The 13,331-nt window shown below is 61.8% G+C and carries 14 protein-coding genes; 2 read left to right on the top strand and 12 right to left on the bottom strand.

What is annotated here, in order from left to right; genetic code table 11:
- Positions 1 to 98: 98 nt before the first annotated feature.
- The 3 genes from ntrC to dusB are packed head-to-tail and all read right to left on the bottom strand — an operon-like array spanning position 99 to position 3,696.
- Complete coding sequence (ntrC, locus tag LJE98_RS11870; protein WP_229575432.1) at positions 99 to 1,550, bottom strand: nitrogen regulation protein NR(I); 1,452 nt, start codon at positions 1,548 to 1,550, stop codon at positions 99 to 101.
- Complete coding sequence (locus LJE98_RS11865) at positions 1,550 to 2,683, bottom strand: two-component system sensor histidine kinase NtrB (protein WP_229575431.1); 1,134 nt, start codon at positions 2,681 to 2,683, stop codon at positions 1,550 to 1,552. The genes ntrC and LJE98_RS11865 overlap by 1 nt, the downstream gene beginning before the upstream one ends.
- Positions 2,680 to 3,696 carry a tRNA dihydrouridine synthase DusB gene (dusB, locus tag LJE98_RS11860; protein WP_267499039.1) on the bottom strand — a complete coding sequence of 339 codons (1,017 nt, stop codon included), beginning with the start codon at positions 3,694 to 3,696 and terminating at the stop codon, positions 2,680 to 2,682. Before dusB ends, LJE98_RS11865 begins: the two co-directional genes overlap by 4 nt.
- A 157-nt stretch (positions 3,697 to 3,853) precedes the next feature.
- Here dusB and LJE98_RS11855 point away from each other — a divergent pair, with 157 nt between their 5' ends.
- Together LJE98_RS11855 and LJE98_RS11850 are read left to right on the top strand one after the other, a co-directional pair.
- On the top strand, positions 3,854 to 5,062 hold the full coding sequence (locus LJE98_RS11855) for a bifunctional 2-C-methyl-D-erythritol 4-phosphate cytidylyltransferase/2-C-methyl-D-erythritol 2,4-cyclodiphosphate synthase (protein ID WP_229575430.1): 1,209 nt from the start codon (positions 3,854 to 3,856) through the stop codon (positions 5,060 to 5,062).
- Positions 5,062 to 5,568 carry a CinA family protein gene (locus tag LJE98_RS11850; protein ID WP_229575429.1) on the top strand — a complete coding sequence of 169 codons (507 nt, stop codon included), beginning with the start codon at positions 5,062 to 5,064 and terminating at the stop codon, positions 5,566 to 5,568. The genes LJE98_RS11855 and LJE98_RS11850 overlap by 1 nt, the downstream gene beginning before the upstream one ends.
- On the opposite strand, the gene LJE98_RS11845 is transcribed toward LJE98_RS11850, so the two are convergent.
- The 9 genes from LJE98_RS11845 to LJE98_RS11805 form a co-directional block, all read right to left on the bottom strand.
- Entirely contained in the window at positions 5,553 to 6,005 is a 453-nt protein-coding gene (locus LJE98_RS11845) for a type II toxin-antitoxin system RatA family toxin (RefSeq protein ID WP_229575428.1), read from the bottom strand. The genes LJE98_RS11850 and LJE98_RS11845 overlap by 16 nt on opposite strands.
- Positions 6,006 to 6,014: 9 nt before the next feature.
- Positions 6,015 to 6,524: an AAA family ATPase gene (locus tag LJE98_RS11840; RefSeq protein ID WP_229575427.1), complete on the bottom strand. Its 510-nt coding sequence runs from the start codon at positions 6,522 to 6,524 to the stop codon at positions 6,015 to 6,017.
- A 130-nt stretch (positions 6,525 to 6,654) separates the two neighbouring features.
- Positions 6,655 to 7,647 carry a lipoyl synthase gene (gene lipA / locus LJE98_RS11835; RefSeq protein WP_229575426.1) on the bottom strand — a complete coding sequence of 331 codons (993 nt, stop codon included), beginning with the start codon at positions 7,645 to 7,647 and terminating at the stop codon, positions 6,655 to 6,657.
- A gap of 40 nt (positions 7,648 to 7,687) precedes the next feature.
- On the bottom strand, positions 7,688 to 7,942 hold the full coding sequence (locus tag LJE98_RS11830) for a GlsB/YeaQ/YmgE family stress response membrane protein (RefSeq protein WP_229575425.1): 255 nt from the start codon (positions 7,940 to 7,942) through the stop codon (positions 7,688 to 7,690).
- Positions 7,943 to 8,018: 76 nt separating this feature from the next.
- Positions 8,019 to 9,464, bottom strand: coding sequence for a dihydrolipoyl dehydrogenase (lpdA, locus tag LJE98_RS11825; RefSeq protein ID WP_229575424.1), 1,446 nt, complete (start codon positions 9,462 to 9,464; stop codon positions 8,019 to 8,021).
- A gap of 75 nt (positions 9,465 to 9,539) precedes the next feature.
- The gene (locus tag LJE98_RS11820) at positions 9,540 to 9,806 is read right to left on the bottom strand and encodes a YdcH family protein (protein ID WP_229575423.1); all 267 of its coding nucleotides are present in this window, start codon (positions 9,804 to 9,806) and stop codon (positions 9,540 to 9,542) included.
- A gap of 109 nt (positions 9,807 to 9,915) precedes the next feature.
- Positions 9,916 to 10,554: an SGNH/GDSL hydrolase family protein gene (locus LJE98_RS11815; protein ID WP_229575422.1), complete on the bottom strand. Its 639-nt coding sequence runs from the start codon at positions 10,552 to 10,554 to the stop codon at positions 9,916 to 9,918.
- 16 nt (positions 10,555 to 10,570) lie between these two features.
- Positions 10,571 to 11,908 (bottom strand): pyruvate dehydrogenase complex dihydrolipoamide acetyltransferase, encoded by a 1,338-nt coding sequence (locus tag LJE98_RS11810; RefSeq protein ID WP_229575421.1) that lies wholly within the window; start codon positions 11,906 to 11,908, stop codon positions 10,571 to 10,573.
- A gap of 15 nt (positions 11,909 to 11,923) precedes the next feature.
- A complete protein-coding gene (locus LJE98_RS11805; RefSeq protein WP_229575420.1) occupies positions 11,924 to 13,330 on the bottom strand; it encodes a pyruvate dehydrogenase complex E1 component subunit beta in 1,407 nt (468 codons plus the stop codon).
- Position 13,331 lies beyond the last annotated feature (1 nt).

Here is a 13,331-nt window from a genome sequence, read left to right as displayed (position 1 = left end):
CAGGTCCCATAGCCGGGCAACCAGCGAATCCGGTCACAAGCCGACGTGTCTTTTGAGCAACGCAATGTGGCGAAAATGCAACGGGGGTTCCACCTGTGTCAAGCGGAACGGGAGCTTCGGTAAACGGAGACGCCGAGCTCCCGGATCTTCTTGCGCAAGGTGTTGCGATTGAGACCGAGCAGATCGGCCGCCTTGATCTGGTTGCCACGGGTGGCGGTCAGGGCGGCAAGGATGAGCGGATACTCCATTTCCGTCAGCACGCGCTCATAGAGGCCCGACGGCGGCAGTGCGTCGCCGAAGGAGGAGAAGTAGGTCCGCATGTTTTCTTCGACAGCCTGGGAAATGGTCATTGCCCCCGCCGGCATTCCAACCTTGGCAATCGGGCTGTCCGCCACATCGGAGCGCAATTCCTGCTCGACGACTTCCCGCGCGATGACATCTTGTGGATAGAGCGCCATCAGGCGTCGCACGACGTTTTCCAGTTCGCGCACATTGCCTGGCCAGGCATAGGACTTCATCACTTCCAGGGCTTCGTGATCAAAGCGCTTGGCGTCGAGACCTTCCTTTTCGCCTTGCTGGATGAAGTGGCGCACAAGATCCGGAATATCCTCGGCACGATCACGCAGCGGCGGCAGACGCAGCGGAACCACGTTCAGGCGGTAGTAGAGGTCTTCGCGGAAAAGCCCTTGGTTGATCGACTGTTTCAGGTCCTTGTTGGTCGCGGCCACGATGCGAACATCCGTGCGGATCGGCGTGCGGCCGCCGACGGTCGTATATTCGCCCTGTTGCAGCACGCGAAGCAGGCGAGTCTGCGCATCCATCGGCATGTCGCCGATTTCATCGAGGAAGAGCGTGCCGCCCTCGGCCTGCTCGAAACGACCGGTGGAGCGGGTCTGTGCGCCGGTAAAGGCGCCCTTCTCGTGGCCAAAAAGCTCGGATTCGATCAGGTCACGCGGGATGGCGGCCATATTGATCGCAACAAAGGGCCCGTTGCGCCGCTTGCCGTAGTCATGCAGCGCCTTGGCTACCAGTTCCTTGCCCGTACCGGACTCGCCCGTGATCATCAGCGTCAGGTCCGTCTGCATCAGACGGGCCAGCACGCGGTAGATTTCCTGCATGGCGGCCGAGCGGCCGACGAGCGGCATGCCGTCCTGCGTGTCGTCGTCGAGGCGTGCCGGGCGCTTCTTCGGCTCCGACAGCGCGCGGCCGATGATGGCGATCAGTTCGGTGAGGTCGAAGGGCTTGGGCAAGTAATCATAGGCGCCCTTTTCCGAGGCCTTGATTGCGGTCATGAAGGTATTCTGGGCGCTCATGACCAGGACCGGCAGGTCAGGCCGCGCCTTCTTGATGCGCGGCAGGAGGTCGAAGGCATTTTCGTCGGGCATGATCACGTCGGTCACCACCAGATCGCCCTCGCCCGCCGAAATCCAGCGCCAGAGCGTGGCGGCGTTCGAAGTGATCCTGACGTCGTAACCCGCGCGGCTGAGCGCCTGGTTCAGCACCGTGCGGATCGCAGCATCGTCGTCTGCAACAAGGATCGTGGCCGTCATCAGTTCGTTCCCGTGGATTTGGCAAGGGGGGCTTCGTCGAGCGCCGTCTCTTTCGACATGGGCATCAGGACCCGGAATGTGGTGCGGTTCGCCTGGCTGTCGCATTCGACAATGCCGCCATGGGCGCCGATGATCTTCGCCACGAGCGCCAGTCCCAGGCCGGATCCGTTCGTTTTCGTGGTGATGAAGGGATCGAACAGATGCGGCAGGAGATCGGACGGCACGCCCGGACCGTTGTCGTGGACGCAGAATTCGAGGGGCAGAGATATCTTTTCACGCGAGCCGGCGACCGACAGACGAATGCCGGGGCGATAGGCGGTGGTCAGCTGAAGCTCACCATCCGACCGCTCACCAATGGCTTCAGCCGCATTCTTCACGAGATTGAGAAAGACCTGGACGAGCTGGTCTCTATTGGCGAAAACCGGCGGCAGGGATGGGTCGTAATTCTCGGTAATGCGGATATTGCGGGCAAAGCCTGCCTTAGCGACGGCCTTCACCTGATCGAGCACCGAATGGATGTTGATGGACTGGCGGTCCACCGGTCGCTCATCCGAGAAGACCTCCATTCGATCGACCAGCGAGACGATGCGATCGGTCTCGTCGCAAATCAGGCGGGTCAGGGCGCGGTCTTCGTCGGATACCGCTGTCTCGAGCAACTGGGCGGCACCGCGAATGCCAGACAGCGGATTCTTGATTTCATGCGCCAACATGGAGGCGAGACCGGTGACGGAGCGGGCGGCGGCACGGTGGGTCAGCTGGCGGTCGATCTTGTCGGCCATCGAGCGCTCCTGGAAGACCACGACGACATTGCCCGGCTGACTGAGGACCGGGGCGACATAGAGATCAACGAGCTTTTCCTGCCCGAGACGCGGAGAGCTGAGGTCGACGCGATATTCATTCACCGGCGCACGGCGCTCGCGCACCTGCTCGATCAATGACAGCAGCGGGCTGCCAAATGGAATGAAGGTCGAAATGCGGTAACGGGAGAGATGGGTTGCGCTCGCGCCGAAGAAGGCCTCGGCTTCCCAGTTGGCGAAGGCAATGTGTCCGTTTGCATCCACCATCACCACAGGGTTCTGGATGGCGTTGAGCACGGCCATGGCGAGGCCACTGCCCTTGTCGTTCGCCGTCATGCGGCCTCCTGTCTGGTGGTATCGTCACGGCTGCTCGACAGCGCATGCTCGATGGCATCGGTGACGAAGTCCGTGTCCTTCGACGTCATGATCGCGGCCTTTGCCTGCGGCGCAAGATCCGGTGAATGGCGATCGAGATACCAGCCGAGATGCTTGCGCGCATGACGGACACCGACGTCGGCGCCGTAGTGCTCCAACATCATTCTGTAGTGTTCGACGACGAGGCCGGGGATCGCTTGTCGCTCCGGAGATGAATGTCCGGCCAGCACACCGGCATGCCACGGCCGGCCTTGGCAGGAGCGTCCTACCATCACGGCGTCAGCGCCTGAGCGGCGCAGGATTTCGTTGGCATCCTCGACCGTTTCGACATCACCATTGGCAATCAGGGGAATGCGGATCGCGTCGCGCACGGCTGCGATTGCGTCCCAGTTCGCACGGCCTTCATAGAACTGCATGCGCGTGCGTCCGTGCACCGTGATCAACTGAACACCGGCTGCTTCGGCGCGAGCGGCAATCTCGGGCGCGTTGATCGACGCGTCGTCCCAGCCGAGCCGCATCTTGACCGTCACCGGGATCTTGACCGCGTTCACCGTCGCCTCGATCAGCGACAGGGCGTGATCCGGGTCGCGCATCAGCGCAGACCCTGCATAACCACCGATCACTTTCTTTGCGGGGCAGCCCATGTTGATGTCGATGATATCGGCGCCATTCGCCTCGGCGATGACAGCGGCCTCCGCGAGCCACCTGGCTTCGCGCCCGGCGAGCTGGACCATGTGGGGGGAAAGCCCTGCCCCCTTGAGGCGCGACCAGCTTTCTGCGGCATTGAAAACCAGCTCGCGGCTTGCGACCATCTCGGTAACGACGAGACCGGCGCCGAACCGAAAGGCCAGTTGCCGAAATGGCAGGTCCGTCACGCCGGACATCGGCGCGAGCACAATCCGGTTCCGGACAGGGACTGAGCCGATGCAAAACGGCGTTTGCAAAGCAACAATATCCAACTGATTATCTTTCAGGCAGCGAGCGCATTTGCATTATTTTTAGACATTCGACTCCTGCTTGCCAAGAGGCAAAGCTCACGCATCGATAAAAAATCGTGCAAATGCTGGAAAATTCGATCCCGAGCCGATAGAGCACGATGCGAAGAGAATGTGTCATGGACCAGGCGGGGCGATGGAGCAAGGGCGCAGCGAAACAATCGGGATCGTCGTGGTGGCTGCGGGCCGCGGCGAACGGGCTGGCACCTCCGTCGAAGGACCCAAACAGTATCGGCGGATCGGCGGCAAGCCGGTCATCTGGCATACGCTCACCACCTTCCTCGACTGGCCCAGAAGTGGCCCGATTGCCGTGGTGATCCACCCCGACGATCGGGCACTGATCGAAGCAGCCGTTGCAGACCTGCCAAAACGGGACGAACTGACCATCGTCACCGGTGGCGCCACGCGACAGGCATCCGTGCTGAATGGCCTGCGGGCGCTGCGGGATCATGACATCGATCATGTGATGATCCAGGACGGGGTGCGCCCCTTCGTCGACGCAGAACTCCTGGAGCGGATCGCTCGCGAACTTGCGGCTGGCAAGACGGCCGTGCTGCCGGCCCTGCCCGTATCGGACACGATCAAGCGCGCCGACGCCTCCGGGGTCGTTGCGATGACAGTTCCGCGCAAGGGTCTTTTCGCCGCCCAGACACCACAGAGCTTTCTCTACGCAGCCATTCTCGAGGCTCACGAAAGGGCTGCCGAGGAGCAGGCCGTGGATTTTACCGACGACGCGTCGATCGCGGAATGGGCCGGCCTTCCGGTCCACCTGGTCGAGGGCTCGATCGACAACATCAAACTCACCGTGCAAAGGGATATCGCCATGGCCGACGAGAAGCTGAAGGGCTCAGCGCTGCCCGACGTCCGGACCGGAAACGGCTATGACGTGCATCAGCTCGAACCGGGCGATGGTGTGACGCTCTGCGGGATCTTCATTCCCCACGACCAGAGGCTGAAAGGCCATTCGGATGCGGATGTCGCGCTGCATGCGCTGACGGACGCGCTGCTTGCTACCTGCGGCGCCGGCGATATCGGCGATCATTTCCCCCCGTCGGACATGCAGTGGAAAGGCGCGCCGTCGCGGATCTTCCTCGAGCATGCCGCAAAGATCGTGCGCGAGGCGGGCGGCACGATCATGAATGCAGACATTTCGCTTATTGCCGAAGCACCTAAGGTTGGGCCGCATCGTCACGCGATGCGCGAGACGCTCTCGGACATCCTCGGTATCGCGCTTGACCGATGCTCGGTAAAGGCGACGACGAATGAGACGATCGGCTTTGTCGGCCGACGCGAGGGGATCGCGGCTATCGCTACGGCAACCGTCGTTTTCCGGGGGACAGACTGATGGGGCTCTATCCGGCTGAGATCGAGCAGCAGGCAGCAGCAATCATCGCGGCCTATCGGGATCTCGGCTGGATGGTCGCGACGGCCGAATCCTGCACCGGCGGCCTGATCGCCGGGGCTCTGACGGAGATTGCCGGATCTTCGGCGGTCGTCGATCGCGGCTTCATCACCTACACGAACCAGGCGAAGACGGAACTGATCGGTGTTTCTGCCAAAACACTGGAGACCTTTGGAGCCGTCTCGCGGGAGACCGCGCTGCAGATGGCGCAAGGGGCGCTGATCCGTTCGAGCGCGGCGGTCGCCGTTGCGGTCACGGGTATCGCCGGACCGGGCGGAGGATCTGCCGAGAAGCCAGTCGGACTGGTGCATCTGGCGCTGAAGAGCCGTCGCGGGGACGTCGACCACAGGGAAATGCGATACGGCGATATCGGCCGTGATCAGGTGCGGCTTGCAACGGTCAGGACGGCACTCGAGATGCTGGCGCAGGCGGCTCAGAGACCGGCATAGATCTTGTCGGCGCGCGCCTCGAAGGCTTCCGAGAACATCCGGAAAGCGCGGTCGAACATCGAGCCCATCAGGGCGCCGAGGATGCGGTTCTTGAACTCGTAGTCGATGTAGAAATGCACCGCGCAGCCTCCATCGGGCGCCTCTTCGAAGCGCCAGCGATTGTCGAGATAGCGGAACGGGCCCTCGATATATTTGACATCGATGGCGTGATCGGCGGGCGTTAGCAGAACCTGTGTCGTGAACGTCTCGCGGATTGCCTTGTAGCCCACCGTCATATCCGCCAACAGCAACTCCTTGCCGTCACGCTCGCGGCGCGACCGGATTGCAAGCGCTTCGCAAAGCGGCAGGAATTCCGGATAGCGCTCGACGTCGGCGACGAGGGCGTACATTCGGTCGGGCGAGTGCTTGACGATGCGGCGGGTTTCGAACTGGGGCATATCCGCGACTTAATGAGGAAGCCCCGCAAGATCAAGCAGGTGCGCCATCTCGCCATGGGATTTCAGGGTGATCACGGGCACGTCTGGACCATGTTTCTCGATCTCCTGGATGATCCGAGGAGTGAAGCGGTGCTCAAAGTGCCAGATGTAAGCGAGGAATTCGCGACCTGGCCATTGCTCGACGCAGCCGTCTGCCATGTCGGGCCTGTGCTTCCCGACGTATTTCGCCGCCCGGCGGTAAACGCCAAGCAGACAATGCCAGCGCGGAAGCCGCACCCAGACAACGAGATCGGTGCGCGGAAGACGAATGTCGAAGCTCGACGGATTGGTGCCGTCGAGGAGCCATCTGTCTGCCGATACGATGTCGGAAATGATGGCGCGCTGCTCAACCCTGGGGCGCTCGACCCAATTCGGAAGCCAAAAAACTTCGCGATCCATGGAATGGTTGGGAAGATCGAGCAGAGTGGCGAGCTCGCGACAAAAGATTGACTTGCCGCCGCCGGAGCAGCCAATGACCATGATGCGCTGCGCCTGGCGCAATTGCGCGGCTGCATCTATCAACGATTCAATGCACAAAACGATGCCCACACACTCCTCGCGTGTGGGGATCTAGCGCCATCTCACGTCGTTTGAAAGACTGGCGACGTCTTCAAACCCTGGCGACAAGCTTTTCCCGCGCCGCCTTCAGCCGTGCAAAGTCATCACCGGCATGGTGCGAGGACCGCGTGAGCGGGCTCGAGGAAACCATGAGGAAGCCCTTGGTGTAGGCGATGTCTTCATAGGACTTGAACTCTTCCGGCGTCACGAACCGCTCGACCTTGTGGTGCTTGCGGGTCGGCTGGAGATACTGGCCAATGGTCAGGAAATCGACATCCGCCGTGCGCAGGTCGTCCATCAACTGAAGCACTTCGTTCCGCTCTTCGCCCAGACCGACCATGATACCGGACTTCGTGAACATCGTGGGGTCGAGCTCCTTGACCCGCTGCAGCAGGCGTACGGAGTGGAAGTAGCGCGCACCAGGCCGCACGGTCAGATAGTTGCCAGGCACCGTTTCCATATTGTGGTTGAACACGTCGGGCTTGGCTGCAACGACACGCTCCAGCGCGCCAGGCTTCTTCAGGAAGTCCGGTGTCAGTATTTCGATGGTCGTGTGCGGTGAAGCGGCACGGATCGCCCAGATCACCTTTTCAAAGTGTTCCGCGCCACCGTCGGCCAAGTCGTCCCGGTCGACAGAGGTGATCACCACATGCTGGAGGCCCATCTGGTGGACCGCCTTGGCGACGTTTTCGGGTTCATCCAGGTCAAGCGCATTCGGCTTGCCGGTCGCGACATTGCAGAAGGCGCAGGCGCGGGTACAGATCTCGCCCATGATCATGAAGGTCGCGTGCTTCTTGTCCCAGCACTCGCCGATGTTCGGGCAGCCGGCTTCCTCGCACACGGTGACCAGCTTGTGGGAGCGAACGAGGTCACGGGTCTCGTGATACCCCTTGGAGGTCGGGGCCTTGACGCGGATCCACTCCGGCTTGCGCAGGACTTCCGTGTCGGGCTTGTGAGCCTTCTCCGGATGGCGGACGCGTTTATCGTCTGCGGAAGTCACAACGGCGGCGCCGGAGAGATTGGTCCTGTCGAGAATGGTGACCATGATGAGAACCCTGTGCCGCAGCGCATGCGGCCTTTTTTGTTTACCGCCGGACGAGCTTGGCGATGAAGAGAAGAATGCTTGCACCGACGAAGCTGGTGATCAGATAGCCCAGCCAGTCGCCTGCGACGAAGATGCCCAGACGGCGGAAGATCGCCGCGGCGATCACCGCGCCGATGATGCCGATGATGATGTTCATGATGACGCCGAAGCGCATGTTCATGAGCTTTCCGGCAAGCCACCCGGCGAGACCGCCGAAGAAGATCGTCGCGAGAATACCGACTTCAAACCCTGCCACGGCGCATTCCTTTTCGAATATTCCGTTTGAACCTGCCGCCCATATAGGCGGCACGGCTCCTTTTCACAACCTGGCTTCAGGCGTTGAGCACCCGCCCATACGCATCCAGCACGCTTTCCTTCATCGTCTCCGAGATCGTCGGATGCGGGAAGATCGTGTGCATCAGGTCTTCTTCAGTGGTCTCGAGATTCATCGCGACGACGAAGCCCTGGATGAGTTCGGTCACTTCAGCGCCGACCATGTGGGCGCCGATCAGTTCGCCTGTCTTCTTGTCGAAGATCGTCTTGACCATGCCCTGATCCTCGCCAAGGGCCACCGCCTTGCCGTTCGCGGCGAAGGTGAAACGGCCGACGCGGATCTCGCGGCCCTCGGCCTTGGCTTTCGCTTCGGTCACGCCGACGGAGGCGACCTGCGGGTTGCAATAGGTGCAGCCCGGGATCTTGTTCTTGTCCATCGGATGCACATTCGGCAGCCCGGCGACCTTCTCGACGACGATCACGGCCTCATGCTCGGCCTTGTGAGCCAGCATCGGCGGGCCGGCGACGTCGCCGATCGCGTAGATGCCCGGCACATTGGTCTTGCCGTAGCCGTCGATGACGATGAAGCCGCGATCGGTCTTCACGCCGACGGCTTCGAGACCGATGCCTTCGATATTCGCCTGCACGCCGACAGCCGAAATCATCCGGTCGGCGGTGATCTTCTCGACCGAGCCGTCCTTCTTCTCGATGGTGGCGGTGACGGAGTTTGCACCCTTTTCGACCTTGGCGACTTTCGCCTCCAGCAGGATTTTCATGCCCTGCTTGTCGAACATCTTCTTGGCGAAGGCCGAGATTTCCTCGTCTTCGACCGGCATAACCTGCTTCATGATCTCGACGACCGTCACATCGACGCCCATGGTGCGGTAGAAGCTGGCGAATTCGATACCGATGGCGCCCGAGCCCATGACGAGCAGGGACTTCGGCATCTCTTCCGGCTTCATCGCCTCGAAATAGGTCCAGATCAGCTTGCCGTCCGGCTCGATGCCTGGAAGAGCGCGCGGACGGGCGCCGGTCGCGACGATGATGTGCTTGGCGGTATAGGTGCCCTCGCCCAGCGTGTTCTTCGGTACCGGGCCCATCGGCTCGACTGCCTTCTTGGTCGGCTTGCCGACGACAATCTCGCCGGGCTTGGTGATCTTCGCCTCGCCCCAGATGATGTCGACCTTGTTCTTCTTGAAAAGGAAGCCGACGCCGTTGTTCATGCGATGGGCGATGCCGCGCGAGCGCGCAACGATGGCCTTGATGTCGGGCTTAATCGACCCTTCCAGGGTCAGACCGTAGTCCTTGGCGTGGGTCGCCGTGTGCATCACGTCGGCGGTGCGCAGCAGCGCCTTCGTCGGTATGCAGCCCCAGTTGGAGCAGATGCCGGCGAGATGCTCGCGCTCGACTACAGCGACTTTCATGCCAAGCTGGGCTGCGCGGATCGCGGCAATGTAGCCGCCGGGGCCGGAGCCGATGATGATGACGTCGTAAGCATTCGACATGGGCGCTTCCACTCCTCGGTTTCCTGCGAGCCCCCGCTCAAGCGGAGGCCCGGTTCGGGACTGGAAGCGAGCGCCTCAGACGGGCGGTGTCTCGGCCTCCGGTTCGTGACGAACCAGCATCCCGTAGATTTCATCCTTGAGCTGCATCCGCTTCTTGCGCATTTCCACGATGTGGAAGTCGTCTGCAGGCTCGACATCGGTTTCGGCGCGGTGGATGGCCCGGTTCACCTCATGATAGGTCTCGAACAATCTTGCGAAATGACCATCCGTTTCCTTCAGATGACGCATCTGCGCGACGTGTTCCGGGAATTCCACTGCCAGTTCGTGCGGTGTGTTCGACATGATCTCATCTCCTCTAGCGGGTTGATGAGTTCAGGTTAGACGCAGCGCACAAGACCTCCTTGATTTTGATCAATGCGCCCTGCCTCAGGATGCAGGATGCGCGTTTTCTTCAAAGTCCAAGCATCATCCGAACGATCGGCTCGAGACCGCGTCCGATCGCACGGGTGTTTTCAGCGTCCAGATGGATGCCGTCGAGCGGCGTGGTTTCGGCGACCGATCCCGCATCGAAAAAGGCACATCCAGCTTCGTCCGCCGCATCTCGATACATGCCGGCCAGCATGGCGCCCTCGCCAACCGAGTGGTTGAACATGGCGCCGAAGACCGAATTGGCCGTCTCGCGGATCGGCGGCGGCGCGACGATCAGGATCTCGGGTTCTTCGAACTCGAAACCCCAGTCATGCTTCTGCACCTGCTTGACCAGGCGCTTGGCGCCACTGGTCGCGCCGATCGCTGTTCCCTGAATGCCACGCTTGAGGTCATTCGTCCCCAGCATGATGATCACCAGATCGATCGGCTTGTGCGTGGCGAGAATGGTCGGCAACAGCTTCACGCCGTTGCGCTCGCAGTCACCCAGATGGTCGTCATAGGCCGTGGTACGCCCGTTCAGGCCTTCGGCGATGACCCTTACCCCGTGACCGAGCGCCTTTTGCAAGACGCTCGTCCAGCGGTCCTCATAGGCATGCCGACCCAGGCTCACCGGGTCGTATCCCCATGTCAGGCTGTCGCCATAGGCGAGAACGGTCTTCATCGCACCGCTCCCCGGATCAGACCAGCATGCCCATCGGATTTTCGATGTAGCGCTTGAAAGCACCGAGCAGTTCGGCACCGAGCGCACCATCGACGCAACGATGGTCGGTCGAGAGCGTCACGGTCATGACCGTCGCGACCTTCATCTCGCCCTTCTTGACCACAACCCGATCTTCGCCGGCGCCGACCGCGAGGATCGTCGCATGCGGCGGGTTGACCACGGCCGAGAAGCTCTTCACGCCCATCATGCCCATGTTGGACACGGCGGTCGTGCCGCCCTGATACTCTTCGGGCTTCAGCTTGCGGTCCTTGGCACGCTTGCCGAGGTCCTTCATCTCGTTGGAGATGGTGGACAGGCTCTTTTCCTCGGCCTTGCGAATGATCGGAGTGATCAGGCCGCCGGGGATGGAGACAGCCACGCCGACATCGGCATGCTTGTGCTTGACCATGTTGGTGTCGGTCCAGGAGACATTGGCATCCGGCACGTCGCGGAGTGCGAGCGCCAGCGCCTTGATCACCATGTCGTTGACCGAGAGCTTGTAGGCCGGCTTGCCGTCCTTTTCGGGGGCAGCCGCATTGAGCTGGGCACGAAGCGCCATCAGGGCATCCAGTTCGCAATCCACGGAGACGTAGAAATGCGGGATGGTCTGCTTGGATTCCTGCAGGCGCTTGGCGATCGTCTTGCGCATGCCGTCATGCGGCACGAGCTCGTAGGAGCCTTCGGCGAAGTTCTTGAGAACGGCCTCTTCCGACGCGCCCTTGGCAAGCACCGGTGCAGCAGTTGCACCTGCACCTGCGGCGGAAGCCGGGGCAGCCTTTGCACCGCCGGTGCTGACGGCCTTTTCAACGTCGCTCTTGACCACACGGCCCTTCGGACCGGAACCAGAGACAGCCTTGAGATCGAGACCGGCCTCCCTGGCGAGACGACGCGCGAGCGGCGAGGCGAAGACGCGCTCACCGGATGACACCGCCGGAGCAGCCGACGCGGCTGCAGGCGCCGGAGTTGCGGTTTCTGCAGACACCGGTGCGGCTTCTGCCTTCGGCGCCGGAGCAGCTTCGGCCTTCGGCGCGGACGAACCGCCACCAGCGGCCGCAGCGGCGGCAACATCCTCGCCTTCTTCGGCGAGAATGGCGATCAGTGCATTGACCTTGACGGCTTCGGTGCCGGCGGGAACCACGATCTTCGCGACGACGCCCTCATCGACGGCCTCCACTTCCATGGTGGCCTTGTCAGTCTCGATCTCGGCGATCACGTCGCCGGACTTGACCTTGTCGCCTTCCTTGACCAGCCATTTGGCCAGATTGCCCTCTTCCATCGTCGGAGACAGGGCCGGCATGGTGATGTTGATCGGCATGGACCTACCCTCCCCTTATTTGTAGCAGACGGTCTTCACCGCCTGGACCACTTCGCCGACATTCGGCAGAGCGAGCTTTTCGAGGTTCGCCGCGTAAGGCATCGGAACGTCCTTGCCAGCGATCGTCAGGATCGGCGCATCGAGATAATCGAAGGCCTGCTGCATGACGCGGGTGGCGATTTCGGTGCCGACCGACGACTGCGGATAACCTTCCTCGACGGTGACGAGACGGCCGGTCTTCTTGACCGATTCGATGATCGTCGGGAGGTCCATCGGACGGATCGTGCGCAGGTCAATCAGTTCGACGTCGATGCCTTCCTTCTCCAGCTCGGCGATCGCCTTGATGGCGTAGGTCATGCCGATGCTCCAGGAGACGATGGTGACGTCCTTGCCGGTCTTGTGGATGCGCGCCTTGCCGATCGGCAGGACAAAGTCATCGAGCTTCGGCACTTCGAAGGACTGACCGTAGAGGATCTCGTTTTCCAGGAAGACAACCGGATTCGGATCGCGGATCGCGGCCTTCAGCAGGCCCTTTGCGTCGGCGGCCGAATAGGGCATGACGACCTTGAGGCCCGGAATCTGGCTATACCAGGCGGCATAATCCTGGCTGTGTTGTGCGCCGACGCGGGCGGCAGCCCCGTTCGGGCCACGGAAGACGATCGGCGCGCCCATCTGGCCGCCGGACATGTAGAGCGTCTTGGCAGCCGAGTTGATGATCTGGTCGATCGCCTGCATGGCGAAGTTGAAGGTCATGAACTCGATGATCGGCTTGAGGCCCGCCATGGCAGCACCAACGCCGACGCCGGCAAAACCGTGCTCGGTGATCGGCGTGTCGACGACGCGCTTCGCACCAAACTCGGCCAGAAGGCCCTGCGTGATCTTGTAGGCGCCCTGATATTCGGCGACTTCCTCACCCATGACGAAGACATCCGGGTTGGCGCGCATTTCTTCCGCCATGGCTTCGCGCAGGGCTTCGCGGACCGTCATGGTGACCATTTCGGTCCCGGCCGGGATATCCGGATCGGAGGCGACATCGATCTTCGGGGCCGCGGGGACCTTGTTATCTGCAGTGGAATCCGGCTCGGCAGCCGCTTCGCGCGCCTTTCCGCCTGCCGCTTCTGAAGCGGCCGCCGGTGTATCGGCTTCCTTCTTCGGTGCGACGGCTGCATCGGCGCTTTCGCCGTCCTGCAGCAGAACGGCAATCGCGGTATTGACCTTGACGTTTTCAGTGCCGGCAGCGATCAGGATCTTGCCGAGCACGCCTTCGTCGACGGCCTCGACTTCCATCGTCGCCTTGTCGGTTTCGATTTCAGCGATCACATCGCCGGACTTCACGGTATCACCTTCCTGCTTGACCCACTTGGAGAGTGTGCCCTCCTCCATGGTCGGAGACAGGGCGGGCATGAGGATTTCGATCGGCATG

Origin of the sequence: Rhizobium sp. 'Codium 1' (assembly GCF_020889605.1) — a bacterium.
GTDB classification, from domain to species: domain Bacteria; phylum Pseudomonadota; class Alphaproteobacteria; order Rhizobiales; family Rhizobiaceae; genus Allorhizobium; species Allorhizobium algae.
This window is presented reverse-complemented; position numbering and strand designations above follow the sequence as displayed.